Below are 26,527 nucleotides of genomic sequence, written 5' to 3'. Positions count from 1 at the left end.
TAATCGGTTGATTTTTAACTGTAATGAAAAGACTAAAAAATAAAAAGGAGGTAAGCTAAAATGGTATCTTTTCTAATAATTGGAATAATTGTTACAATAGGTGCAGGTGCTCTTTTTTATATCGGCCTAACCTTTGAAAATCAATTTTTGTTCGGACCGTTTATTGCTTTAATCGTCGGGATTAATTTTATATTTATGGCGATTGTACGAATGTATCAAACAAAGAGGGGACATAGAGATGGAACTTAAGCAAATTAACGATCACTGCTTTTATTTTAAAGGAGCAGTTAATATCGGCTATATTAAATCAGAAGAAGAAGGTATTCTTATTGATGCTGGTTTAGATGACTCTGCTATAAAAAAAGTGTTAAAGCAGTTAGATGAAAAAAACTGGCCGTTAACTCATTTATTTATTACTCATGCGCATGCAGATCACTTTGGCGGTGCAGCTTACTTAAAAAAGAAAAGGTCCGTAAAAGTATATGCACCTGAATTGGAATCAGCTATTATAAACTACCCCAAATTAGAGCCGATTTATTTACAAAATGGGAACAATCCATACAAACAGTTAAGAAATAAATTTGTAGAAGGAAAGCCAGTACTTATTGATCAAACTTGTAGTGACGGTAGCTTTAAAATAGGTTCAATAGATGTGACTTTACATAATGTTTCTGGACATAGTTATCATATGTTAGCGTTACAAATGAATGATGTCCTATATGCTGCAGATAGTTATTTTGATGAGAAAACTTTAAATAAACATAACATTCCATATATCATTGATGGATTAGAAACAATAAATACGCTCGAAAAATTGTTAACTATCGATGTTAAGGGTGCTGTACCTGGACACGGTGATTATGAAGAAAACTTTAAAAGTACAGTTGAAAAAAACATCAAGTACCATCAAACCGTTGAGGAAGAGTTATTAAAAATTATTTCCAGAGAAGAGTCGACACCAATAGAGAAAGTGATTGCCGAATTTTGTAAACACTGCGGAGTAAAGATAGAAAACCTTACCTCTTGGGCATTATATAGAACAGCAGTTAGCGCATATATAAAAAAAGTAGTTGAAGATGGTCAAGTAGAAATGACGTTTGAAGATAATTATCTATCTTTAAAAAGAATGTAGGGTGAACAATGGGTAGAGCAACTGTAGGGACTTGTGAGTTATGTGAAAGGGAGTCAATAGAACGGACTGTTCATCACCTAACGCCAAGAGAGGAAGGGGGAGTGAATCAGCCAACCGCACTGCTTTGTTTTTCTTGTCACCGACAAATTCACGCCCTTTATTCCAATCGAGAGTTAGCTATAAGGTTAAATACGATTGAGTTGTTGAAAGACGACGATGAAATTAAGAAATATATAAAGTATATAAAGAAACAACCCTCTTCTAAATCAGTACCTGTACGCAATACGAGAAAAAGGCGCTAGCCTATTCTTCTTTTTATCGTAATTTTAGTAGGCTTTCGTGGTTCTATATTTTCATCCACTGTGAGTTCTGACGTACAGTTCGGACATCTCGTTGCTTTAAAAGGAATATTAGAAAAACAAAAAGAGCACATTTTTTGTTTCATATGATCGAGCGGATCACCCGAAGGTCGGCGTAGCCTATTTATTTGTCTTACGAATAAAAATAGTACAAATGCAACAATTAAAAAATGAATGGCATGGTTTAAGAATACCCCATAATTAATTGTTGGTACACCTGCTTCCCTAGCTTCTGAAAGAGTGTTGTAGTGAGTTGATGAAAGATTAATGTAAAGGTTTGAAAAATCGACTTTCCCGATTAAAAGGCCAAAGGGTGGCATCAAAACATCATCAACAAACGATTGTACAATAGTCGCAAATGTTGTACCAATAATGACACCAACACTCATATCAACAACATTTCCTCTCATTGCAAACTCTTTAAATTCAGTAAAGATTTTCATTGATCGTTCCCACCTTAGAGGTTGTCTTTCTCAGATGTTATGCACTTTATCTTAGAAGCATGACGGTTGACTCACTGTTTAATGAATAATGAATAATAATTAATCAAGAAATAAATTGTTCATTTGAAGAAATAAATAATATGGTGGTGCGATTGCAGTTAACAATAAGATAGATGTAACCTGAATAGAAAATAAAAAAGCAGCTGGATAATCAGCTGCGATTTTTATAAGCTCTTTTAATGTTGATTGTTGTTTTGAACTTATTGTAATTTTGTCATTGTAACATGAGGGATACCAGCATCAAGAAACTCACCAGAGACCGTCTCGTAACCAAGTGTTTTATAAAATGGCTCTGCTTGAATTTGTGCATTAAGTTTAAACTTTGTAAGTCCTTTTTTATGACCGACATGTTCAATTTCTTCCATTAATAACTTACCTACTCCTTTGTTTCGGTAGGATTTTAAAATACAGATTCTTTCAACCTTTCCGTAGCCATCAACTTCTCTTAATCTCCCAGCCCCAATTGGTTGATTGTTGTCATAGACGACAAAATGAGTAGCTTCACTTTCAAATTGATCGATTTCTTCTTCCACAGGTACTTTTTGTTCCTCAACAAAGACGGTAGTTCTTACAGAGTATGCTTCTTTTAATTGTGCTTCGTTTTCTACGACGATTACTTTCAAGCTTAACAATCCTTTCCTAAGTGAAATGTTTCATGTACAGTCCAAGAGCCATTATCTAATTGATAGAGCAGTTGGATGCGGTCGACTGTCTCTTCATGATCAATCGAATGCATTTTTAGTTGTCCCAGAACATCGAAATGCTCTTGATTCGTTAAGTTTTGAGCGATAGTTACATGAGGAGTAAACTTTTGTGTAATTTCCTGCTTTATTATACCTTCGTGTAATAAACGGTGTAATTGCTCTAAAGAAGGATTAGAACGTACTTTCAGAAAAATTTTGTTTGTATTTGGATAAAAAGAATCAATTTTATAAAAGTGAATAGGAAACGGGGGGATCTCTTTTGTCACACCCCTTATATAGCTAATACAGGTATCAAATGTGTCATCAGCAATCTCAAATGGATTCTTTAGCGTGATATGAGGAGGGATTAATGAATAGTGTGAGTCATACCTTTTTCGGTAAGAATTTGCTTGGTCCTGCAAAGCTTTTGATGGAAATACCGCAATCCCATATTTCATAATATCATCCTCCTGTTTAAACAAAATTTTTTTGGGGGGGTGAATTAGGACGGTCTCATTGTCGTTAAGGTTATATATCAATCATTAAATGAGTCCCATCCCAACTTCCCTTTAACAGGCTTATTTGTTAAACATATATTTCAGCGCTGATTTAATATCAGGCTGCCAAAAAGTCCACTTGTGGTCACCCTCAAATTCATGATAATGATAAGTCATTCCCATATTTACTAGTATTTTATTCAATTCACGATTAGGAGTAAGAAAATCTTTTTGTTTTCCGTTAGTTGTCTCTACGTTCGTTTCTTCTTTTCCAATGACGTGATAAATTTTTAAGTGATGCCCCTTTAGAGAAGACAGTTCCTGTAATACCGTCTGATTAACATATGGCGATTGAAGAATAATTTGGCCAAATGTATTTGGATAATGTAAAGCGGCCATTAACGAAATAGTTCCTGCTAATGAATCGCCAATAAGTGTTCGTCCTGCTGCAAGAGAAAAAGTATGAAATTGATTTTCGGCATATGGTACCAGCTCTTCTGCTAAAAAGCGTATGTAATTGTTAGTTTGTGAACCGTTAGGGTGATACATTTCTCTTCGTTCCTGAACACTTTCATAAGGAATGCCTATAATGATAACGTCTTCAATTTCATCATTAGAAATAAGCTCTTCAGCTTGACGAGCAATCCGACCTAGCTGAAAGTAATCCTTACCATCTTGCGCTATGAGCAAATGATAGCTATATAATGGTGAATAATTTGGCGGTAAATAAATCATGATAGGTAGTTCTTTTCTTAAAAATTTACTGTAAATTTGATCTTCTTTAATTGTTCCATACAATTGATTGCTCATTTACTTCAACCTTTCAAATTGTTGTCGAGATTTTCAACAGGATGATGTTATTATTCTAACATATATGCAGAAAATACGGTTTCAAAACGAACTTTTATGATCATTATTGAATTTTTTAGCTCTCTTGTCGAAAGATTGTTGTTTTGTTATTAAGCCAATAACCGAGCATAAGCTTGCCTTTTTCACGTTTTAGCCGAAAGCTTCTGATGCCTATACAATGATCCATATATGATCATGTGTTAAACTATTTCTAGTAGTTTGAAAAAATGATCTTGTTGTTTAAAATAATCTTTTATTAATAGTTTATTTGTTATATTTATGTCGATTATCACCAAAATGCCTTGACACAGCCAAAAATTACGCAGTACATAATTAGAGGGGGAGAACTTTTTGAAAGTACCAGTACCATCCAACGTTGTGGAACAAGCTGCAAGAAAAAAGTTACAAGAAAGAGGCGTGACCTTAAAAGATATTGCAAAGATTGTGTATGACCTTCAGGTTAAGTTTTATGAAAGTTTGACATTTGAAGAATGTCTAGAAAGTGTTGATGCGGTTTTGTATAAACGGGAAATACAACATGCAATCCTTGTAGGTATTGAATTAGATGAACTAGCAGAAAGAGGTCAATTATCTGAACCTTTATTATCTATTATTAAATCTGATGAAGGGTTATTTGGGGTAGATGAGACGATTGCATTAGGATCAGTATTTGGGTTCGGTAGTATTGCTGTAACATCATTTGGGTACTTAGATAAAGGGAAAGTAGGAATTATTAAAGAACTGGATGACTTTAAAGGTCAAACCAATACATTTTTAGATGATTTAGTAGCAAGTGTTGCAGCAAGTGCTGCTGCTAGGTTGGCTCATCGTTTACGTGACCGTGATGAAAATAGGAGTCGTCAGGAATTGGAAAAGCTAGACCTGGAAGATAAAATTGGATAAAAAGCTACTGTCAACACTTTGCTAGTTCTTATAAATAAGATTTAAATTATAATTCCCATTTTTTTATAGAAGAGTAAACTTTTTTCTGCTTTTTGGATAAAATAAAAAAAATCGTTGAAAGGCATGGGAAAACATATGGGAAAAACGCCACGTTGGATATATTGGAAGCAAACATTTCAATCAAAATTTCAAGCAGGGTGTTTAAAAGCAAAGCTTGAAGATAATTGGCACAATGGTTATGAAATAGGGCCTTGTGTGGAAATTAAAAAGCTAAAAACAAATAAGTATGTTGTTAGATATACGTATGATGAGATGTCAGAATGGTCCTGACATCTCTTTTTTTAGAGTTGAGGTGCAGTTCATTTTCATATAACAAACTAACTTTTTATTAGCATCATTATAAACGTAAATTAAAAAGTTTTACGTTAGTTAATACATGACGGGAAACTTTTTATTTATGCTTCCCAATCATTTTTTCAGGACGAACGATTTCATCAAATTTTTCTCCTGATAACAAACCACTAGCTATCGCTGCCTCGCGTAAGGTTGTTCCTTCAGCATGAGCCTTTTTAGCAATTTTAGCAGCATTTTCATATCCTATATGAGGATTAAGAGCAGTAACGAGCATAAGCGATCTCGAAAGTAAATTCTCGATCACGTCTGTATTGGCCTCGATACCAACGAGGCACTTATCGTTATATGAATGGATTGCGTCAGTTAAAAGTTTTACTGATTGTAAATAGTTATAAATAATGACAGGTTTAAACACGTTTAATTCAAAGTTGCCTTGGCTAGCCGCAAAACCGATTGTAGCATCATTCCCTATCACTTGAGCAACAACCATAGTTAGAGCTTCACTTTGAGTTGGATTTACTTTTCCTGGCATTATTGAACTTCCAGGTTCATTGGCAGGGATCGTAATTTCGCCTATTCCCGAGCGAGGTCCACTGGCTAACCAACGGATATCATTAGCAATTTTCATCAAATCAGCTGCAAGTGCTTTTAATGAACCATGTGCATACACAAGTTCATCATGGCTTGTTAATGCATGAAATTTATTTTTAGCTGACGTAAATGATATGTTTGTTATTTTACTAATTTCTTCTGCAACTTTATCCCCAAATTGTGGGTGCGCATTGATACCTGTTCCAACAGCGGTTCCTCCGATGGCTAACTCTTTCATATGTTCTAAGCTTTCGATAATCATACTTTCCGATTTTTCGAGCATACGATGCCAGCCACTGATCTCCTGACCGAGTGTTAAAGGAGTTGCATCTTGTAAATGTGTGCGGCCAATTTTAATAATATCCTCGAATTCCTTCACTTTACTTTCCATGGTTGTTTTCATCTTCTGAATAGCTGGAAGTAACGACTTATTTACTTGGTCAACAGCTGCAATATGCATTGCTGTTGGAAACGTATCATTAGAACTTTGTGAGCGATTTACATCATCATTGGGGTGAACAAGTTCTTTGTAATTTTTCGCTGCTAGTATTTGATTGGCTTCATGGGCAATCACTTCATTTATATTCATATTTGACTGCGTGCCACTCCCTGTTTGCCACACTGCGAGTGGGAAGTGTTCATCGAATTTACCAGTGATGATTTGATCGGCTACAGCAACAATCGCGTCCTTTTTTTCTGTCTCAAGGTTGTTAATATCATGATTAACTATTGCAGCAGATTTTTTTAGGATCGCAAAAGCATGCATTACTTGTATCGGCATTTTTTCATTACCAATTTTAAAGTTTTCTAAACTTCTTTGTGTTTGTGCTCCCCATGATTTATCACTTGGTACTTTTACTTCTCCTAATGTATCTTTTTCAATCCGAAATTCCATTCGCCATTCCTCCAAACGTTATGATATACATAGCTTTATATATTTTTTGTTAATAAATACCCTTTTCTCCTTTATTTATATGATTTCTTATCAATTTCTTTCAAAATCATTTGGATCGTGCCCACTATAGGAAGAAACTAGGAGGATGAGGGAAAGCAAGAGAAGAGATCGTGTCCGCTAGAGAAGAAGGGATGAAGGAACACAAGCATCAGAGGTAAGCTTTTCTTTACAGAATAAAGTTAGGCTACACAGAAAGTTAAATAGCAAGAATATCAGTATTCTAAAATGTTGATTTGTAACTGAATGATATTTCCAGCTTTGCTAATAATAATCTCATTACTTAGAACGCAATGGATTTCTCTTTAGTTCTACATAATGAGGTGGGTAAGATGAATATACTTTGGGGGATATTTGGAGTCATCGTCATTTTTGCTATTGCTTTTTTACTTTCAACGAAACGAAGCGCCATCAATTTAAGAACAGTACTTGGAGGATTTGCAATACAGCTTTTATTTGCAATAATTGTATTAAAAGTTCCTGTAGGAAGAGAAATACTAAATTGGTTGACACAAGTGGTCGGAAGTATTATTGATTATGCAAACGCAGGAATTGGTTTTGTGTTTGGAGAAATGTTTGTTGAAGAAAATGGAATTTTTATGTTTGCAATTAACGTTTTATCGGTCATAATTTTCTTTTCGTCGTTAATTTCTGTACTTTATTATTTAAATATTATGCAGTGGGTTATTAAGCTAATTGGTGGGGCACTAGCTAAACTGCTAGGGACTAGCAAAGCTGAATCAATGAGTGCTGCCGCTAATATCTTTGTCGGTCAAACTGAAGCCCCACTCGTTATTAGACCCTACATATCTAAAATGACGAAATCTGAATTATTTGCTGTTATGACAGGAGGCCTTGCATCTGTTGCTGGGTCAGTCCTAGTTGGATATGCATTGTTGGGAGTGCCCTTAGATTATTTGTTAGCTGCAAGCTTTATGGCTGCTCCCGCTGGATTAGTTATGGCTAAAATGATCGTACCAGAAGTAAATAAAGATGATATTACTGGCGATTTTCAGATGGAGAAAGATAAAGAATCAGCTAATGTTATCGATGCAGCTGCTAGAGGTGCAAGTGTTGGATTAACTTTAGCTCTAAATATTGCAGCGATGTTACTTGCTTTTGTTGCTTTAATTGCACTGATTAATGGCATTCTTGGTGCAATTGGTGGGTTATTTGGGGTCAGCGCTCTAACCTTAGAAGGGATACTAGGGTTTCTCTTTGCTCCATTAGCATTTGCTATTGGAGTACCCTGGCATGAGGCTGTTACAGCAGGAGGATTTATTGGACAAAAGCTCGTTGTTAATGAATTTGTTGCTTACCTTTCCTTTGCCCCGCAAATTGATAATTTGTCAGAAAAAACGGTTGCAGTTGTCAGTTTTGCACTTTGTGGTTTTGCAAACTTTTCCTCATTGGCGATATTACTGGGCGGCCTAGGTAATCTAGCACCTGACAGGCGAAGTGATATTGCAAAACTAGGTCTACGTGCTGTCGTTGCAGGTATGTTAGCATCCCTATTAAGTGGTGCTGTGGCAGGAATGTTATTTTAAGTTTTGCAGCTAAGAGCTCTCTTCACAAGAGGGCTTTTTTTACATTAATTTTCGAGATAAAAATTATAAATTTATTTTTATCTATTTGGTATTGACAGGAGCTGGAAAAGATAATAATGTATTAAGTGTACTACATTATGTAATACACAACAGACAGATAGAAGCAACCTAAAGAGGGTGGTGAATGCATGCTTTTACGAATTGATCCAAAAAGTAATGTACCATTATATGAACAAATTATTATGCAAATTAAAGAACTGCGAGCAAAGGGGATAATCTTAGCTAATGAAAAGCTCCCGTCAGTCCGAGAATTAAGTTCGCAAATAGTAATTAATCCTAATACTGTAAGTAAGGCTTACAAAGAACTTGAACGGCAAGGGATTATTGTAACGATTAGGGGGAAAGGGACGTTTGTTGCAGAAGGTGAGAATATAGAAGCGTCTGAAAAGGAGAGAGAGAAAATGAAGAAGTCTCTAGAGCAGCTCGTTATTGATAGTGTGTATTTAGGGATAACAAAAGAAGAACTTCAGCAGTGGATAGACGATTTATATAAAGTTATAGGGGGGGAGTCTGATGATAGAAATTAATCAGCTGTCAAAGTCGATCCATAATCAACAGGTGCTTTCAGATATCAGCTTTCAATTAAAGCCAGGTAACATCATTGGATTAATTGGGCGAAATGGTGCAGGAAAAACAACACTCCTACGTTTATTAGTTGGAATTCTTTTGCCATCTAAAGGTGATGTTCTTTTAGATGGGAAAAGTATCTATAAAAACCCTGAAGTAAAAAAGGATATCGTTTTCGTACCTGACTCACCAGAAGCCTTAAAAAGTTATTCTACTAGAGAAATTGTTAAGTTGTATAAAGAAATATATCCTAATTTTGATGAGGAGTATTTTTACGGATTGCTAGATCGCTTTTCTTTACCGAAGACGAAGAGAGTGGGAACATATTCTAAAGGGATGAAAGCATTGTTTGCACTTGTATTAGCCTTTTCAACGAGAGCGAAGTACATCCTACTAGATGAACCAACTGATGGGCTCGATGTCATTATTAAAAAGAAAATATTACGCTACATTATAGAGGAAGTAGCAGAGCAACAAGTGTCAGTTATTATTTCTTCACACCGTTTAGATGAGTTGGAATTTATGGCTGATCAAATTATTGTCCTAAAAGATAGAACGATTAATTCTAACTATGATCTTGATGTAATGAAACAAACTTATCGAAAAGTTCAAGTTGTTTTTAAAGAATATTTGCCTGTAGAACTAAATAAAAAGGTAAAAATTTTAAATCAAACGGGGAGAGTTTACACGCTATTAATTGATGGTAATTTGGCAGAAATAGAAGCGGAAATAAAAAAGTATGAACCGTTATTATACGAGGAACTATCTGTTGCTTTAGAAGATATTTTCGTTGCAAAGCTTGGAGGTGAAGAGTATGTTGAATAAGGCATTGTGGATGAAAGAATATAAGCAAACAAAAGCATTAATTTTTGGATTACTTCTATTATTCTTCTTTGATTTTCCTATTCGAGTTTCGCTTAGTTTAGAAAGCTGGAAGACATTAGAGAAAAATGCGGCATTAAATCCAGATATGTATTCACATCCGATTGTCAATGATTATATGGTACGTTCATTGTTTTTTGGTGGTTTTGCCACATTTTTAGGCTTAATTCTCATCGTCTTACTTGCTGGAATTATGATTGGATCAGAAAGAAATACGAGAAAAAATGACTTCTCATTTGCTCTTCCATACAAGCGTAGTGATTTATTTTTAACCAAATGGCTTGTAGGATTTTTGTCAATCACTACTTTCTACACAGTCAATTACTTTGTGGCGTATCTATTAGTCGCAACTTCTGATTATAGCCATTTCTTAGAACAATTTTCACATGTGCAACTTTTTGTTACTCCGCTATTAGGATTTATAACAATGTTTAGTTTTGCTATGTTAATAGGAACGATCGCTGGGGAAATGATCTCTCAAATGGCTTTAACGTTTATTTTTACGTTTTTCCCATTTGGATTTTATTTCTTAATACAAGGATTTTGGATGGTCCATACGAACGGTTATTTACCAGAACCTGAAGCACTTACTTATCTGGTTTGGCCTATTTATTCCATTGATACGTACTCCAATAAACCATTAATTTTACCGATAATAGCTACTATTGTTTTCACAGTCATTGCGACTCGATTGTATATGGTAAATAAAACCGAACATAATGGTGAATTCCTTATTTTTAAAGGGTTACAGCCAATCTTTAAAGTTGGAATTATCGTTTGTTTTGCTTTATTAGGTGGAATGCTAATTTCAAGCTTGACGCCATACACGAATGGTAATATACTGACTATCGTATTCTATTGGATAGGGTTTATTGTCTTCCTATACCTATCTTATAAATTAACGACAAGACTATTTACGATGAATGTAACAGTTAAGAATAAATAAAAAGGTGAGAAGAGATGAAGAGAGTTTTTTGGTTGTATATCGTTTTACTTTGTTTTCTAGCTTTTTGTTTTGTTTATATTGAAAATATGAACCTACTATCCTAAAGAAGTAATTTAAATATAGATGTAGTAAAACAATTTAGTACGAATAGCGTCACATGGACTTTTCTAATAAGGAGAGTTCCATGTGATTTTTTGTTTTGCTTCATGTTTATTCAAATAGGAGAATGAGTATAATCACAGATTTTTAGAGTAAAGTAATGAGTAATTTTTCATGTTTAAGACTCCTAAGGCAAAGTTTCACCCTAGGAGTCCTGATTAGTTCAATATAAATCATCAAGATAAAGTGTTATTTAAATAGGCTTTTGTATTCCCCGTAACCTTCTTTTTCAAGATCGTCCTTATGAATAAATTTTAATGCTGCCGAATTGATACAGTAGCGTAACCCAGTTGGCTTAGGACCGTCATCGAATACATGGCCTAAGTGGGAATCAGAGTTTTTACTCCGAACTTCAATTCTTCTCATTCCATGACTTGTATCTAGATCTTCAGCAAGTCGATTGTGATGCAGTGGTTTTGAAAAACTAGGCCAGCCACAACCTGCGTCAAACTTATCAAATGAACTAAATAAAGGTTCACCAGAAACAATGTCTACATATATACCTTCTTCCTCATTATTCCAATATTCATTATGAAAAGGTGGCTCTGTTCCGTTATTTTGTGTTACTTCATACTGCATTGGTGTTAAGGTTTTCTTAAGTGTTTCAGGATCTTTATTCACAGACCAATTTTCTTTGATAAAATGGTCTCGCCCAGAACCTTTTCTATATGTCATGTATCTAAATGAATTTTTCTTGTAGAAGTCTTGATGATATTCTTCTGCTGGATAAAAAGTTGTTGCAGGTAATATCTCTGTTACTATCGGCTTTGAAAAACGACCGCTTTGTTCTAGTTCTTTTTTAGAGTCTTCGGCAACCCTTTTCTGTTCCTCGGTATGATAAAAGATCACTGTTTTATAGGAGTGGCCACGATCATGAAATTGCCCGCCAGGATCGGTTGGGTCAATTTGTTGCCAAAAGATTTTTACTAATTTTTCATAGGGGAATATTGTTGGGTCGTACGTAATTTGTACAGCCTCATAATGACCAGTTGTTTCACTACAAACCTCTTCGTATGTAGGGTTCTCTTTATGACCTCCTGTATAACCTGATACTACTCTTTCTATTCCTGGTAATTCATCAAATGGTGTAACCATACACCAGAAACATCCGCCAGCAAAAGTTGCGACTTCAAACGTATTATTAACCACAAGTTTACCTCCTTTAGGAAAACAATTTATGTAAGTAGTATACAAACAAAATGAAAAGAAAAACAAAGAAAATGCCCTGCCTAATAGTAATTATGAGGGAAAAAAATTCTAAGAAACCAAATTACTATTTAATTCGTAAGTAAAGTTAAGTATTAAACAAGGAGTGATCATGCGATGGCGAAAAATCAAAAGAAAAAGTCAGAAAGTGGTTGGTCTTATTTTCTCTTTGAAATGTTTCTAGAAGTTCTTTTCTTTCTACCAAGATTGATTATCCGAGTAGTTAAGCATTGGTCATAATCAATTTATTAATTATTACAAACTTTACATTCCTTCTTCTTCAAATCTTTTCAGATCATTTTTATGTCCAATAACAATCAAAATATCGTTCAGTTCTATTAAGTCTGTTGGAAAGGGAGAGATATTAATATCTTTTCCACGTTTGATTGCAAGTATTGTACAGCCAAATTTGGCACGAACATCTAATTGATCGAGTGATCTATTTGCAACTTTTTCTGTAGCAATAACCTCAACGATACTATATTCATCTGACAATTCGATATAGTCGACGATTTTTTCGGATACGAGATGTTGCGCGATTCGAATGCCCATATCTTGTTCGGGATGAACAATTCGATCAGCTCCAATTTTTTCGAGCACACGATGGTGATAATAATTCTGCGCTTTAACCCATACATTTGCTACACCTAATTCTTTAAGAATGAGTGTGCAAAGGATACTTGACTGAATGTTGTCGCCAATTGCCACAATGACATAATCAAAATTGCGTATCCCAAGGGAATGTAATGCACTTTCATCTGTTCCGCTTGCAATGACACTATGAGTTGAATGCTCTGTCATGTTATTCACTTTTTCTTCATTGTTATCTATGGCAAGAACATCATGCCCTAGTTTATAAAGCTCTTTACTTACACTACTTCCAAATCGCCCTAACCCAATGACAGCAAATTGTTTTTTCACCTTCACCTTACGTTTTTCCTCCTTTCCCTTGTCAATTAAGAACCGCAAAATGTTTATTTGCAATTAGTATGCTCAAGCTTCACTTGTATTTATTAAGAAAGCTTTGTGTAAATAGTAAGGGTACAAATTCCTACAAGTGGGCGCGGGGTATATTGAATGTAAAAAAGAGGAAAAGTAAATATGACCTCGTAATAAAAAGACCCAATAAACATGTGCGACGTTTAGCAGACTTTACATCGGGAAAATAAAGAGGGCTAAACACCTGTTATAGGACATCTTTTCTTAGTATAAACTCCATATAAAAAATACGTTTATTTTTAACTTCGTTTGATATAGTGATATAATATAAACTTGCTTCGTGGGTGTAACATGAACAAAGGGAAGTATGTTTCCTACTCCTTATTGAATAAATGAAAAAAAGGTGAGGAAACGTAATATAAACCATAAAATTCATCCACAAACAGTAATAATTGGTTTTTACTATATGAAATAGGAAACTACAATTAGCTATTAATAAAGCAATAAGAGAGCTTTTGAAATTGAAGGGAGGGACCTTACGACCAAGTACTTGTTCGTAAGGGAAACATGGAAAAGTATACGTACAACACGAAAAAGCCAGGTAGTGTCTTTGTTATATCGGCTATACTAGTAAGTTTATTTGTATTATGGGGTGTATTTTCACCAGGAGGCCTAGAAGCAGCAGCAAGTGATTTATTAGCTACAACGATTGAAAACTTTGGCTGGTTTTATATGATTGTAACAGCCATCTTTATCGCATTTGTACTCTTCTTAGCGATTAGTCCATTCGGAAAGATGAAGCTTGGAAAACCAGAAGATAATCCTGAGTATTCATATTATACATGGATAGGAATGCTTTTCTCCGCTGGTATCGGGGTAGGGTTTGTTTTCTGGGGAGTGGCTGAGCCCGTGCTTTATTATATGGACCCACCATATGGCGTGACTCCAGAAACGGTAGAAGCTGCTAATATGGGTTTACGTTATGCAGTATATCACTGGGCGTTGCACCCATGGGCGATCTTTGGTTTAGTAGCTTTAACATTAGCTTATGTTCAATATCGTAAAGATCAACCAGCCCTTATTAGTTCAGCGTTTTATCCTATTTTAGGTGACCGTATTAATGGTTGGTTTGGACGTGGTATTGATATTTTAGCAGTCCTGGCTACTTCTACTGGTGTAGCAACAACATTTGGTCTAAGTGCTATGCAGATTACAGGGGGATTGTCCTACTTAACCCCAATTCCTAATAATACGACAACACAGCTTGTGGTTATCCTAGTAGTTACGATTTTATTTATGTTTTCTGCTGGTACAGGATTAAATAAAGGGATCCGAATACTAAGTGTGACAAACTTAACGATTGCAGCTATTCTTTTGTTATTTATGATCATCTTTGGTCCGACCCTTTTTATTGCGGAAGGTGTTGTAACAACATTAGGTGGATATATTTCCAATATTATTCCAATGAGTTTAACGATGACGCCATTTGCAGATAGTGTTTGGCTAGGCGCCTATACAATTTTCTTCTGGGCATGGCATATTTCATGGGCTCCTTTTATGGGCTTATTCATAGCAAGAATTTCAAGAGGGAGAACGATTCGTGAATTCGTATTTGGAGTATTATTTGTTCCATCGCTTCTCGGTTTAATTTGGTTTACAGCATTTGGAGGAACAGCACTACACCTGCAACGAACAGCTGGAAGTAACATTGCTGAAATTGTTATGAATAATGTTGAAGTGGCTCTATTCGCTACGCTTGCAGAGTTACCGCTTGGAGCGGTCATGAGTGTTTTATCTGTATTGTTAATTATTATCTTTTTTATTACTTCAGCGGATTCAGCTTCCTATGTACTAGGAGCGATGACTTCTAGAGGAAGCTTAGCACCTGCCTTGTATATAAAACTGATCTGGGGACTATTAATTGCAGCGACAGCAAGTGTGCTTTTATTAAGTGGAGGCTTACAAGGCCTACAGACAGCTTCAATCATAGCTGCTTTACCATTTGCCATCATCATGCTTACAATGGCAGTTTCAATGTTTTTAATGATTAGCAAAGATTATCGTTCCATTACGAAAAAGAAACGAACAAAACAAATTGAAGCCATTAAAGAAGAAGTTCGTGAAGAAATGAAAGATGACATATATGAAGAATTAAAAGAAGAAATGTTAGAAGAAGTTAGAGATGAAATTAAAGAAGAAGTATTAGAGGAATTCAAAGAAGAAATTTATGAAGAAATGAAAGAAGAAATTATCGAAGAAATCGAAACAGATGACCACAAACCTAATACTAAGAAAGAGTAAGTAATAGTAAGAGGCTAACATATTGTTGGTCTCTTTTCTTTTGTGTCTGTACTCAAAGAATGTTGCATGACGAGAATTACCATGTAAATATGAATTTTATATGAAAAATTAAGATTTCTAAAGAAAAATGGAGAAATAGGAGGGAAATAGCGGATGAAATACGGTTACATGCATATTTGCCTAATTTAGAAAACATGGTACAATGCACTTCGTTATGTGCGGACCCGATTTTCTAAGGAAGGAAAATCAACAAACTAAAGATAGAGGTGTAAAATGAATATCGAGACAATAAAAAATGAATGGTTTGGTAATGTGAGGGGAGATGTGCTAGCTGGGATAGTAGTTGCACTCGCTTTGATCCCAGAAGCGATTGCGTTCTCCATTATCGCTGGTGTGGACCCAATGGTTGGGTTGTATGCCTCTTTCTGTATTGCTGTCGTTATAGCGTTTGTCGGTGGACGACCAGGGATGATTTCCGCGGCAACAGGAGCAATGGCATTATTAATGGTTACACTCGTGGCGGAGCATGGGCTTCAATACTTATTAGCGGCTACTATTTTAACTGGTATTATTCAAATATTATTTGGTGTTTTTAAACTAGCGCGGTATATGAAGTTTATTCCACGTTCTGTAATGATAGGTTTCGTTAACGCGTTGGCGATCTTAATTTTTATGGCACAGTTAGAACAATTTGTTGATGCAACTTGGGTAATGTACGCATTAGTTGCAGCAACGCTAGTGATTATTTATGTCTTACCTAGATTTACAAAAGTAGTTCCTTCAACATTAATAGCAATTATCGTAATCACAACTTTTGTTATTTTAACGGGAACGGGCGTTAGGACTGTAGGAGACATGGGTGAACTAACACAAGCTCTGCCGATGTTTTTAATTCCACAAATTCCGTTAACATTAGAAACATTAGCGATTATTTTCCCATATGCTCTGGCTTTAGCCATTGTAGGTCTTCTCGAGTCTTTATTAACTGCTCAAATCGTAGATGATATGACAGATACAGAAAGTGACAAAAATAAAGAGAGTCGTGGACAAGGTATTGCCAATGTAATAACAGGGTTTTTCGGTGGTATGGCTGGTTGTGCAATGATTGGTCAGTCGGTTATTAACGTTAAATCTGGAGGTCGTGGAAGATTATCAGCATTAGTTGCAGGTGTATTCCTCATGATCCTTATTGTAGCTTTAGGAAACCTTGTCGTCCAAATCCCAATGGCTGCTCTTGTTGGGGTCATGATTATGGTATCTATTAGTACGTTTGATTGGAATTCTGTTCGTACGCTTCATAAGGTACCTCGTACGGATGCTGCTGTAATGGTCGTTACGGTTGCGACCGTTGTTATTACTCACAACCTAGCGATTGGAGTATTTGCTGGGGTTATTCTAAGTGCGATTTTCTTCGCAGGAAAAATTTCCAAAGTTAACGTTTCAGCAGAAGTAATTAACCAGAAGAAAACGTACTATGTACAAGGTCAGATTTTCTTTGCTTCTGTTACTGACTTCGTTGCTGCATTTGATTACAAAGAAAATGTCATAGAAGTCGTAATTGATCTAAGTCAATCTCACTTATGGGATGACTCTGCAGTTGGAGCAATTGATAAAATCAAATATAAGTTCGAACAAAATAATATTGATGTTAAGATTATTGGTTTAAATAGGGATAGTACAAATTTAATGAATAAAATTGGTGGCATATCTTCAGGTCACTAAGGATAGTTTAATAAATATTATGGTCATCCATTTTGGATGGCCTTTATATTGAATGTAGAAGGCTGACAACTTGAGAATGGCGCTTGCTTTTAAGGGATTATTTTATCCGAAAACAAACATAAAGTAACCTTATCATATTAGAGAGGACAAAAGAGTGCATTGTCAGCCTTTTCATAGTTATGATCATAGAGATAAAAACCATGACATGAAGGAACTAAACAACTAATAGTAATGGAAACAAAAAAATATTAAGAACATCTTACCACATATCTTCATACAGGCGTCTGTCAGCGAGGACTGTATCAATCGGACATTCTTCTGCATCTCGACCATATTGCCATGCCCATACATTTGTTTCACACGGTGGTTTTGCAGGAGCAAATCTTTTTGGTCGATTTTGCTTTGTTGTCGTTCCAGGTTCAGGTTCGGCACTCCAAAGGACAGATTGGACTTTCACTCTTTCACTATTGGCAATCGCTTCACAATAAGCATCACTAAATGGTCCTTCAATTGGGTCATGATAAAACCCAGGTTTGTATCCACTTGGATAAAAAGCGTCAACCCAACCACGGATCCAAGCTTCATCCACATCAAAAATGTTTTGAATATTAGCAAATACTCTTACTCCAGTTGGAAACCCTAGTCTCCTTGCATGAAAAATTGCATTAGCAGCTGTAATTTCCCCTGTGCGATACCCAACGGCTTCTAAAAATTCATTATAAATAGGCATAACTCTAATTCCGTTTCCTCTTAACCTATTGATTTCTTCTTTCGTTAGACCAGTACTTACATTAGGTATCGTTGTTAAATATCTGCCCCAGTATTCAGGCTTACCAAAGTTTTCGATAACACAATCATATAAGGCAGGAGTTACGGCCGCTGCAGAATCAACACCCCAAATGCTTCTCGCCATCAAATCACTCCTAACGTACAATACGATTTTAGAGTCGAAGAACATCTATTTTTATATCATATCGGTTTAAATGTTGTACTATGACAAGTGATGTAATTTATTACCCTAATTAATTACATATAATAAAAAAGCGTGACGATTAATTGATGTCAACGCTTTCATTATTTACTATCTTTTTCTTTATAGATAATCTAGCTTTTCTTTATATAAAGGGACAATTATTTTAAAAGTAGTCCCTATACCTAATTTACTATCGACAAGGAGGGAGCCATTCATATTTGAAATAATACTAAAACAGACCATCATACCGAGCCCAGTTCCTTTTGATTTTGTCGTATAAAAAGGTTTACCAAGACGCTCTAATTCTTCTTGGGTCATTCCAATTCCAGTATCAGCTATCTCAATCATAACTTTATCTTTGTTTACTGATGTAGTAACTTGCAGTGTACCGCCGTTAGGCATGGCTTCAATAGCGTTTTTAAAAATATTAATTAAACATTGCTGAAGCTTTCCTGAATTACCATAAATCACTGGTTCATGCTGGACATGGCTATTGACAGAGATCGAATTTAAATTAGCAAAAGGAGTTATAACCTCAACAGCTGCAGTGACTAACTGATTTACAGAAATAGGTTCCTCTTCTTCTCTTTGAGGTTTTGCTAATGATAGGTAATCAGTAATAATGTATTGTGCTCGGTCTATTTCTTTTAGCATGATGTTATAATATTCTTTATTTTTAGAGTTCGTTTGCTCTTCACCTTGAAACATTTGAATAAATCCCCTTACAACCGTCATTGGATTTCGTATTTCATGAGCGATCGATGCTGCTAATTCACTGACGAGCTTCATTTGTTCCATACCTTCCATTTCTCTTTTCATCATCATGTGGCGGTGATGGTGCTCCATAAAGTAGATTGCTCCCCATATCGTAAAGGTAATAGATAATATAGCTAAAATAAAATAATGAAAGATTTCAGTAATTTCAATACTTCGATGAATGTGTAAAAGAAATAATCCCGATGCTACAATAATGATAGCGAATATAGAAGAGATGGTAGTACCGTATAATAATCTCTGTTTAAAATTGCCTTTTTGATAAATAGGCAGGATGTAAATCATCGCAATAAAAATAATGCATTGGATAATAAAAAAAGCGATATATCCATGATTTATATCCAAAAATGATCGCGGAATTATAATCAGAATGCTTGTTATAATCCCTGCTGGTAACCCTCCGTATAAATAACTAAGGATTAAAGGTACAGCCCTCATATCAATAAAGAACAGGGAATCACCAATTAAAAACGGAAACAACATACAGAAAAATGCTGGTATACTAAAAATAATTCCAATAAGGATAGATTGTCTGCTATATGTAAACCTCTGAAGCTTTTCTACCAAGAAAAACTGATAGAAGAATATAGTTACTATAATGAATAGGAAATTGAGTAAAAGCTCCTCTATATCCATTTTGCTCCTCCTTGCTGAAAGGACAATATTCTTAACCTTATTATTAATAATATACCTATTTCTACCTGTTTTCTACGGTAATCTATTTATTAAGTTAATTTCGTAAACTTGAAATAACGAAAGGCAACAATCTTTGAGGATAGAGTAATTTATTAAAAGACTTATAGTATATTTTTGGCTTCGCAATTTCAATTATTTTTAGCTCGTTGTAATAGTGAATAATAGAAAGCAATGTATAAAAAATGTTGACACTTAAAGTCTAATGTAGTATATTTATTTTGTCGATAATAAAAAGACCTTTGATCCGTTAGCTCAGCTGGGAGAGCGCCACCTTGACAGGGTGGAGGTCGGCGGTTCGATCCCGTCACGGGTCACCATACATATGAAGCTTAAACCCCTTGCGTAGCAAGGGGTTTTGTTGTTTTCGGATTTTTTTATTTTATTTATTAGTTGTTCTTTCCTGCTAAATTACTAAAACTGGGGCCATTGCCCACAACAAACTTATTTATAGGCATATGATACATTGTTCAAACCAATTAGGAGGGAAAGCAATGTATTACAATAACATAGACTACACTAGGAATCATCACCAGCACCATACTCACACAACTATGCAGCAACAAATGGTTATGCTGTATGATCCATATGTAGTAGAAACATTACAATCCGTAAAGGGTAGGGAAATTCTTGTGGAAACAAGCCGTGGTAGTATTCGGGGTGATCTAGTAGATGTAAAACCAGATCATATTGTCCTATCAACAAATGACACTTCTTTTTTTATTCGCATTCAAGAAATAATTTGGATAATGCCTAATTGAAATAAGGTCCTGCTCTTTTTGAGCGGGACTTTAATGATTTATAGAGTCTTACTAATAGGTAGCTACTATAATGCTTTACTACATTTCCTGATCAACACGATGGTAAATAAGGGATATATTACAAATAATTCAGGAGTTCTCCTGATACTATTACAAAAATATAAAAGATAAGATAAAGATGAATTATAAGGAACTTTCAAACAACTCAAAATTACATAAGTTTATCAAAACTTTTAGGTAATGCTAGGTTAGGGGAGTAAGTAAGAAATCATTGATTTGGGGGAGTGGACAAGATGAATTTAACTTTGGTTAATCAAGCGGGGACAGTTTTTATTGAAACAGATACTATGTTAATTGGGGAAGTTAATGGTGATGTTGTTGTATTACCAGGGGCAAAATTAGACTTAACGGCAAAGGTTAAAGGTAATGTGACATTAAAAAAATTTGCGATTGCATCTATACGAGGGCAAATAGAAGGGAATTTATATAATGAGGGTGCTCGTATTGAGCTAATAAGTGAGGTTAAGGGAGAAATAATAAATAATCCTAAAAGATAAGTTAAAAGTGAAACTTAAAACCAGCTTAGTCTAAATCAACACTAAGCTGGTTTTAAAGTACTTTAGAGAAAATTAAGAGTTTGTATTTGCCATGACTTCTTCCATGCGGGCAAACCCTTCACGTATTCTAACAACTTTTAATTCGTTAGGGCTGGCAATTACGAAAAATCCATTTGAAAAATCTGTTGCTTGCTCTTTGAAAAAAACTCCTTTAAGGTTTGTTGCGGTGAGGCAATCAAACGATAATGCGTAATGTCCGTTTTCCTCTACTAAGTGAGCATTTATGCCTCTTTCGTAGGAAGGGCTCTCGTAATGGAAATCCCTTGTTACTTCAACAATATGAATATCTATTCCTGTTATTTTTGATAACAGATTATTAATGATTGGCTCTTTCGTCCATAATTCAACTTTCGTTTGGATGGATTGTCCTAAGACAATTTGTGTGGTGTTTTTTTCGAGAGCTGTTTCTGCAATAGCGGTTGCAATATTTTTAGCATCTGTATTTCTGGTGATTAACGGGACTGAGTATTTTTCTGCTAAGCTCTCAAAGAGGTATTTTGTTTGAAGTTGGTTAAAATCCATTTCATCATAGGCTTTCGTACTGACAAATAGCACTAGACATTCCCCGTCAAAAGCTTCTGCGAGAGCTTTCCCTCGTTGTATTAATTTTTCAGCGTGGATTGGATTACTGATACAAACTAAAATGCTTTCCGTTAACATAGTTCCTCCTAGGTTCTTTAGGGTTATAGTAATCTACGTTTTTCCCTAGTGTTTTTAAGAATGGTCATATATAAGACTCTTATCTAATCTATGTAGTCTCTAATGGATCTTAGAAATTCATTGTTTAATATCAAAGGGATCACCTAACGTAATACCTCTCTCGCTAGCAACCGAAATGATTAAGCCTAATTCAAAATATACACTTTTGGAGATGATGCCTTCTTTTATCTCTTTAGTAATTTCATAATAATAGGCAAGTAAATTTTCGGTAGGTAATCTTCTATACGTGTTCAACTTTGCACCTCATTTTCTCTATCTAGTAATAAATCAAAAGGCCGTGTTATATCATGTTGATATCAATAACAAAACCTTATCTAATCGTAATAACTTTCGTATGCCACTTACTATGTTATGCACTTTATGTAAGTGTGGTTAAAGACAAATGTAAAATATTTATAAAAAAATTTGAAGGTTAAGTGTTAGGGTTTGTCTTTAACCTCGGCTACAACATTCTATATATATGAGTTTACTCCCCTAAATCCATCTTATCACGAAAGCGGTTCACTAATTTATCAGGGAATAACCTGAAAGTGGGGCTCAATAATCCCTATTTTTAATAAAATATGAGATTTCTTACCACAACTAAACTAAGATAAAGAAAGGTAAGTTTGTTCAGCTTTAACTTGTTAAGTTTAATTGATTTAATCCGTAGATTTAGTAGGTTAAGTTTACAGGCTATTTATGAAAATAACTGTTATTAAAGAGGGGAGCAAATAAAAGGATGAGTCGTAGAAGAGTTTTGGGTATTATACTAATATTAATTGGTTTGGTTTCTGTGATATGGGGTGTGTTAAATAATAATTCGACTCAATCGGTATTTAGTTTTTTTTCTAAAACTGTTGAAGTGAATGAAGGTCAAATAGTAGATGGGAAAATAATTACAACACTTGAAGTCACTGCTTCATCTACAAATGTATACATTATTCCGGCAGTTGAACATGACGACATCGAAATACAACTAAAAGGTGAGGTTAGCAGTAGGTTAACAGATCCTTTCTCATTAAATGTAAAAATACGAGAAGATAATTTAAAAATTGAAGTCGAGAGACAAAGTGAAACTATTAGAAATATTTTCGGGGGCATTAAAAATAACATTAACCTTGAAATTTATATTCCTCAAAAAATGTATAAGGAAATAAATGTTACTAGCGCATCAGGTCAAATACAAATCAGTGACCTTAATGCGACGGAGCTAGAAGTAAATTCAAGCTCTGGTAAAATTAGTCTTTCAAATATTACTACAAAAAAAGAGACTCATATAGATTCTTCAAGCGGGGCAATTCAAATTCGTGATAGTAATACAATATCTCTGGATATAAGAGCTAGTTCTGGCAATATCAATGTATCCAATGTAATTGTTGACCAAGAAATTAATCTTAACACTTCAAGTGGTCAAATTGAGGTTTTAGGTAGTCATGCAAAATCTATTCAATCCAGCGCAAGCAGTGGTTCAATTAATATAAGTGAGTTTCGTGGAGAGCGAAGCAATATTAAAACTTCATCAGGGAGTATATATGTAAGAAATATCTCTGGTGAGTTGATGGTAAATGCCACATCTGGAAAAATTACTATTGATAACAATGAGTTACAAGGTGATATCGATGTATCAACCTCGAGCGGTAGCGTTGAAATTCGATTAAATGATGTAACATCGGCGATCGTTGACTTTAAGGGAAGCTCTGGGAAGGGAAAAGTTAATATATCAGGTATCTCATTTGAAGAAGAAAGCAGTAACCGCATTTATGGAGTTGTAGGTTCTGGCCAATATAAAATTACGGTTCGAACTTCTTCAGGTAGCTTTCAATTAAATTAATACATTACAAAAAGGGTGCGGAAAATTCATTTTTTTTAGCCCTTTTTTATTTTGCTTAAAATGTGTAATGAACAATGGTTGTGCTTCACAAACCTTCGTTTTATTTCTAAAACTTCCATGTAAGTTTATATCTAGCTGTACCTATATTTTAGTTCATATACAGTTCATACTCCTATCTTATAATGAATGAGCATTCAGTCCAGTGAAGAATTATAAAAATGTAGGATGAACAGTAGAAATCTTCGATAGTGGGAGGAAAAGAATGGGGAATATATGGAGTATTTTTAAACAGGATCTTCTGAACATTAAGCGTGTTCCACTTGTTGGTATTCTTTTGATTGGATTAGCGATTTTACCGTCTCTTTATGCCTGGTTTAATTTAGGTGCTGCTTGGGATCCGTATGCAAACACGAAAGGTGTTCAGGTAGCGGTCGTTAATGAGGACCAAGGAACAGAGGTTGAAGGTGAGTATCTCAATATAGGTGAAGAGCTTGTTGAAAACTTAAGTAAAAATGAAAACCTAGGCTGGTCGTTTGTTTCAAGAGAGGATGCAGAGAGAGGTGTTGAATACGGCGATTATTATGCCAGTATTTTTATTGATCGTCATTTTTCTAAAGATCTCGTTCACGTTTTATCAGGGGATCCAGTTCAGGCTGAAGTCTACTATCAAGTTAATGAGAAAATTAATGCGATTGCTCCGAAAATGACTTCCGCTGGAGCTTCAACGATTGTAAAAGAGATTAATGATCAATTTGTTGCGGAAACATCAAAAGCTTTGTTTCAGGAGTTTGATAAACTTGGTCTTAGATTAGAAGAGGAATTACCAACTCTGCGAAGAATAAAACAAGCGATCTATGACTTAGAGCGACGTTTTCCTGAAGTAAATGAATTTGCTAATTGGATTATTGATCTCGATAAGAATTGGTACAAAATTGAAGAAAGTGTAAAACATTTTCTTGCTCTAGAAGAGTTCTTTCCACAGATTAAAGAAGGAGCAGACCAGATTCTGCGGCTTGAAAACGAGTTTCCCCAATTATATAAACTTGGGGAGCGTATTTTACAATTAGAAGAAGCCATACCTGAAATCGAAACTGCTGTAAATGAATTAGATAAAATTAATGCTCATTATGCAGAGATTGCCGATTACTTGAACGAAGCATTGGTTGTTACAAGAACAGCGCAAAGTACAATTAGAGATGTGCAAGGGACCCTCCCTGCTGTTGAAAAAAGAGCGGAATCTATTGAAATGTATATGGAGGCTCTGGAGAATTTTATTAATGAAGCAGAAGGGGCAGCAATTCCTGTAATTGATACATTAACAAAACAAGTTCTTTTCATTAGTCAGACGGCAGCAGCAATTGATCAAGCTCTAGTTTTTCTAGAAGATGAGCAGAAGCAAGAAAAAGCTCTTGAAACATTAAAAAGACTGAACCATGAATTAAACTCACATATTCGTGTATTAGATAACGCAATTGATATGTACACTATTTTGTTTGAAACCTCTAGCGATGAAGGCATTCTTACCATAATAGACCAACTTACGCAAACGAAAAATCTATTAGAGTCGCTCCAAAGAGATGTGGAGTCTATCATAGTGACAGTTGAAGAGGGAGGAAGTGTTGGATCAGACCAACTTCATCTTACCCGGGAGAAAGTGCAAGAAGTCCAACAAGCATCGAAGAAGCTTCATGCCTTATTACAGGGTGAAGGTGATATAAATATTGAGGGTGCGTTCGATCAAATTCAAAGTAAGCTATACGAATCCAAAACCTCAATAGAAGAGGTTTATGCTGAATTGAAGTCAATCGAAGAAGTATTAAATTATGCCGAAAAGATAAGCATTGAAAGCGAAGAAAGCATTTCCAGGTTGATTGATAGATTACCAGAAATCGAAAAACGAATGAATGAATTAACAGAGCGAATACAGGGTGATTTACCTTTAGTTATTACGACAATAGAAGCATTAAGTACTTTTGTTAGAAATGATTTACCTGTTATCGAAAATAAAGTAAATTCCATTTCAAAATTAATTAAAGAAGAGCTACCTGGTGTCGAGGAAGAGTATTGGAGACTTGCTAAAGCCCTTGAGGAAAATATACCTCATATACAACAGTCCATTAAGGAACTAGCCGAGTTTGGCCGAAACCAGCTACCAGAGGTTGAAGAGAACATTAGGGAGGTAGCGGATCGGGTCTGGTTGATTGAATCAGATGACAGAATTAATGAAATGATAGAAATGCTACGAAATGATTTAGATGAGGAAAGTGAATTTTTCGCAAGTCCAGTTCATTTAATTGAAGAAGACTTATTTCCAATTCCTAACTATGGCTCAGCAAACGCTCCATTTTACACAACATTAAGTCTATGGGTTGGAGCCTTATTATTATCAAATTTAATTAGTACAAACTTACATGCAGCTGATCGACGAGAAGAATTTACTTTACGACAGATTTACTTTGGTAGAATGTTTTTGTTCCTAATAGTCGGAGTGTTACAAGGACTAATTGTTAGTATTGGGAATTTAACAATACTAGGAATTTATGCAGCCCATCCTTGGTTATTAATTTTATTTTCTGTAATTATCGCGGTCATATTTATGACAATGGTTTATACACTTGCATCTATTCTTGGAAATATCGGAAAAGCATTGGCAATCGTTCTACTTGTCTTACAGCTATCAAGTGGAGGAGGGACATTTCCAATTGAAGTAGCTCCACCGTTTTTCCAAATGGTACATCCATACATGCCATTTTCCTACGCTATTAATCTATTACGTGAAGCTGTAGGTGGTGCAATTGCCATCCTTGTTTGGAAAAATCTATTAATACTAGGTGGGTTCTGGTTACTCGCACTTACGATCGGATGCTTGTTAAAACCAAAACTTTCAGCAAGAATTCAAGAAACGTATGAAAAATCAAAATCTAGTCGATTAGTTGATTGATTCAGTAAGGTAGAAAAAATAAATAAGGAAGACCAGATTAGAAGAACATTTAGAAAACTTGAAACCTCCTTACAATATAAGTC

Annotated in this window: 27 protein-coding genes and 1 tRNA gene; 17 read left to right on the top strand and 11 right to left on the bottom strand. The window is 35.1% G+C overall.

Annotation, left to right across the window (positions count from 1 at the left end; all coding sequences use genetic code 11):
- Window positions 1-60 precede the first annotated feature (60 nt).
- The 3 genes from GKP30_RS04445 to GKP30_RS04435 are packed head-to-tail and all read left to right on the top strand — an operon-like array spanning window position 61 to window position 1,434.
- Complete coding sequence (locus GKP30_RS04445; protein ID WP_216828202.1) at window positions 61-249, top strand: hypothetical protein; 189 nt, start codon at window positions 61-63, stop codon at window positions 247-249.
- The gene (locus GKP30_RS04440) at window positions 239-1,132 is read left to right on the top strand and encodes an MBL fold metallo-hydrolase (protein ID WP_216828201.1); all 894 of its coding nucleotides are present in this window, start codon (window positions 239-241) and stop codon (window positions 1,130-1,132) included. Before GKP30_RS04445 ends, GKP30_RS04440 begins: the two co-directional genes overlap by 11 nt.
- 8 nt (window positions 1,133-1,140) lie before the next feature.
- Window positions 1,141-1,434, top strand: a complete 294-nt coding sequence (locus GKP30_RS04435) for an HNH endonuclease (RefSeq protein WP_216828200.1) — start codon at window positions 1,141-1,143, stop codon at window positions 1,432-1,434.
- Here the strand turns inward: GKP30_RS04435 and mscL are convergent.
- The 4 genes from mscL to GKP30_RS04415 form a co-directional block, all read right to left on the bottom strand.
- The gene (mscL, locus tag GKP30_RS04430; RefSeq protein ID WP_216828199.1) at window positions 1,431-1,934 is read right to left on the bottom strand and encodes a large conductance mechanosensitive channel protein MscL; all 504 of its coding nucleotides are present in this window, start codon (window positions 1,932-1,934) and stop codon (window positions 1,431-1,433) included. The genes GKP30_RS04435 and mscL overlap by 4 nt on opposite strands.
- Window positions 1,935-2,194: 260 nt before the next feature.
- Window positions 2,195-2,617: a GNAT family N-acetyltransferase gene (locus GKP30_RS04425; protein WP_216828198.1), complete on the bottom strand. Its 423-nt coding sequence runs from the start codon at window positions 2,615-2,617 to the stop codon at window positions 2,195-2,197.
- A gap of 2 nt (window positions 2,618-2,619) precedes the next feature.
- Complete coding sequence (locus GKP30_RS04420) at window positions 2,620-3,135, bottom strand: YjcG family protein (protein ID WP_216828197.1); 516 nt, start codon at window positions 3,133-3,135, stop codon at window positions 2,620-2,622.
- 120 nt (window positions 3,136-3,255) lie between these two features.
- Window positions 3,256-3,984: an alpha/beta hydrolase gene (locus GKP30_RS04415; RefSeq protein WP_216828196.1), complete on the bottom strand. Its 729-nt coding sequence runs from the start codon at window positions 3,982-3,984 to the stop codon at window positions 3,256-3,258.
- A 390-nt stretch (window positions 3,985-4,374) separates the two neighbouring features.
- On the opposite strand from GKP30_RS04415, the gene GKP30_RS04410 reads away from it, so the two are divergent.
- Complete coding sequence (locus GKP30_RS04410; RefSeq protein ID WP_216828195.1) at window positions 4,375-4,926, top strand: phosphatidylglycerophosphatase A family protein; 552 nt, start codon at window positions 4,375-4,377, stop codon at window positions 4,924-4,926.
- 135 nt (window positions 4,927-5,061) lie between these two features.
- The gene (locus GKP30_RS04405) at window positions 5,062-5,256 is read left to right on the top strand and encodes a hypothetical protein (RefSeq protein WP_216828194.1); all 195 of its coding nucleotides are present in this window, start codon (window positions 5,062-5,064) and stop codon (window positions 5,254-5,256) included.
- Window positions 5,257-5,377: 121 nt separating this feature from the next.
- On the opposite strand, the gene fumC is transcribed toward GKP30_RS04405, so the two are convergent.
- Window positions 5,378-6,766, bottom strand: coding sequence for a class II fumarate hydratase (gene fumC, locus GKP30_RS04400; RefSeq protein ID WP_216828193.1), 1,389 nt, complete (start codon window positions 6,764-6,766; stop codon window positions 5,378-5,380).
- 389 nt (window positions 6,767-7,155) lie between these two features.
- Between fumC and GKP30_RS04395 the strand changes: the two genes are divergently transcribed.
- From GKP30_RS04395 to GKP30_RS04380, 4 genes are all read left to right on the top strand, one after another.
- Complete coding sequence (locus tag GKP30_RS04395; RefSeq protein ID WP_216828192.1) at window positions 7,156-8,370, top strand: NupC/NupG family nucleoside CNT transporter; 1,215 nt, start codon at window positions 7,156-7,158, stop codon at window positions 8,368-8,370.
- A gap of 188 nt (window positions 8,371-8,558) precedes the next feature.
- A complete protein-coding gene (locus tag GKP30_RS04390; protein ID WP_216828191.1) occupies window positions 8,559-8,957 on the top strand; it encodes a GntR family transcriptional regulator in 399 nt (132 codons plus the stop codon).
- Entirely contained in the window at window positions 8,944-9,822 is an 879-nt protein-coding gene (locus GKP30_RS04385) for an ATP-binding cassette domain-containing protein (protein WP_216828190.1), read from the top strand. The genes GKP30_RS04390 and GKP30_RS04385 overlap by 14 nt, the downstream gene beginning before the upstream one ends.
- Complete coding sequence (locus tag GKP30_RS04380; RefSeq protein ID WP_216828189.1) at window positions 9,812-10,825, top strand: ABC transporter permease subunit; 1,014 nt, start codon at window positions 9,812-9,814, stop codon at window positions 10,823-10,825. Before GKP30_RS04385 ends, GKP30_RS04380 begins: the two co-directional genes overlap by 11 nt.
- Window positions 10,826-11,173: 348 nt before the next feature.
- On the opposite strand, the gene msrB is transcribed toward GKP30_RS04380, so the two are convergent.
- Entirely contained in the window at window positions 11,174-12,133 is a 960-nt protein-coding gene (gene msrB / locus GKP30_RS04375; RefSeq protein WP_328703117.1) for a peptide-methionine (R)-S-oxide reductase MsrB, read from the bottom strand.
- A 174-nt stretch (window positions 12,134-12,307) separates the two neighbouring features.
- Between msrB and GKP30_RS23715 the strand changes: the two genes are divergently transcribed.
- On the top strand, window positions 12,308-12,430 hold the full coding sequence (locus GKP30_RS23715; protein ID WP_268884659.1) for a hypothetical protein: 123 nt from the start codon (window positions 12,308-12,310) through the stop codon (window positions 12,428-12,430).
- A gap of 24 nt (window positions 12,431-12,454) precedes the next feature.
- Here GKP30_RS23715 and GKP30_RS04370 read toward each other — a convergent pair whose 3' ends face one another.
- On the bottom strand, window positions 12,455-13,111 hold the full coding sequence (locus GKP30_RS04370) for a potassium channel family protein (protein WP_216828432.1): 657 nt from the start codon (window positions 13,109-13,111) through the stop codon (window positions 12,455-12,457).
- A 585-nt stretch (window positions 13,112-13,696) separates the two neighbouring features.
- Between GKP30_RS04370 and GKP30_RS04365 the strand changes: the two genes are divergently transcribed.
- Window positions 13,697-15,430: a BCCT family transporter gene (locus GKP30_RS04365; protein WP_216828188.1), complete on the top strand. Its 1,734-nt coding sequence runs from the start codon at window positions 13,697-13,699 to the stop codon at window positions 15,428-15,430.
- Window positions 15,431-15,703: 273 nt separating this feature from the next.
- A complete protein-coding gene (locus GKP30_RS04360) occupies window positions 15,704-17,152 on the top strand; it encodes a SulP family inorganic anion transporter (RefSeq protein WP_216828187.1) in 1,449 nt (482 codons plus the stop codon).
- A gap of 259 nt (window positions 17,153-17,411) precedes the next feature.
- Here GKP30_RS04360 and GKP30_RS04355 read toward each other — a convergent pair whose 3' ends face one another.
- Window positions 17,412-18,065, bottom strand: coding sequence for a glycoside hydrolase domain-containing protein (locus tag GKP30_RS04355; protein WP_216828186.1), 654 nt, complete (start codon window positions 18,063-18,065; stop codon window positions 17,412-17,414).
- A 180-nt stretch (window positions 18,066-18,245) separates the two neighbouring features.
- Window positions 18,246-19,535 (bottom strand): ATP-binding protein, encoded by a 1,290-nt coding sequence (locus GKP30_RS04350; RefSeq protein ID WP_216828185.1) that lies wholly within the window; start codon window positions 19,533-19,535, stop codon window positions 18,246-18,248.
- Between the two features lie 301 nt (window positions 19,536-19,836).
- Between GKP30_RS04350 and GKP30_RS04345 the strand changes: the two genes are divergently transcribed.
- The 3 genes from GKP30_RS04345 to GKP30_RS04335 all read left to right on the top strand — a co-directional run bounded on the left by GKP30_RS04345 (window position 19,837) and on the right by GKP30_RS04335 (window position 20,910).
- Window positions 19,837-19,912, top strand: a tRNA-Val gene (locus GKP30_RS04345).
- A gap of 234 nt (window positions 19,913-20,146) precedes the next feature.
- Window positions 20,147-20,353: a YuzF family protein gene (locus GKP30_RS04340; RefSeq protein WP_216828431.1), complete on the top strand. Its 207-nt coding sequence runs from the start codon at window positions 20,147-20,149 to the stop codon at window positions 20,351-20,353.
- Between the two features lie 293 nt (window positions 20,354-20,646).
- Entirely contained in the window at window positions 20,647-20,910 is a 264-nt protein-coding gene (locus GKP30_RS04335) for a hypothetical protein (RefSeq protein WP_216828184.1), read from the top strand.
- Window positions 20,911-20,982: 72 nt separating this feature from the next.
- Here GKP30_RS04335 and GKP30_RS04330 read toward each other — a convergent pair whose 3' ends face one another.
- Window positions 20,983-21,630, bottom strand: coding sequence for an adenine nucleotide alpha hydrolase family protein (locus GKP30_RS04330; protein WP_216828183.1), 648 nt, complete (start codon window positions 21,628-21,630; stop codon window positions 20,983-20,985).
- Window positions 21,631-21,747: 117 nt separating this feature from the next.
- A complete protein-coding gene (locus GKP30_RS04325) occupies window positions 21,748-21,924 on the bottom strand; it encodes a hypothetical protein (RefSeq protein ID WP_216828182.1) in 177 nt (58 codons plus the stop codon).
- A gap of 487 nt (window positions 21,925-22,411) precedes the next feature.
- Here GKP30_RS04325 and GKP30_RS04320 point away from each other — a divergent pair, with 487 nt between their 5' ends.
- On the top strand, window positions 22,412-23,503 hold the full coding sequence (locus tag GKP30_RS04320) for a DUF4097 family beta strand repeat-containing protein (protein WP_216828181.1): 1,092 nt from the start codon (window positions 22,412-22,414) through the stop codon (window positions 23,501-23,503).
- Window positions 23,504-23,765: 262 nt separating this feature from the next.
- The gene (locus tag GKP30_RS04315) at window positions 23,766-26,444 is read left to right on the top strand and encodes a YhgE/Pip domain-containing protein (protein WP_216828180.1); all 2,679 of its coding nucleotides are present in this window, start codon (window positions 23,766-23,768) and stop codon (window positions 26,442-26,444) included.
- The last annotated feature ends 83 nt before the right edge of the window (window positions 26,445-26,527 follow it).

The organism is Alkalihalobacterium elongatum, from assembly GCF_019024285.1.
Classification (GTDB): Bacteria; Bacillota; Bacilli; order Bacillales; family Bacillaceae_F; genus Alkalihalobacterium; species Alkalihalobacterium elongatum.
The sequence above is the reverse complement of the archived record's forward strand: the minus strand, read 5'-3'. Positions and strand labels throughout refer to the sequence as shown.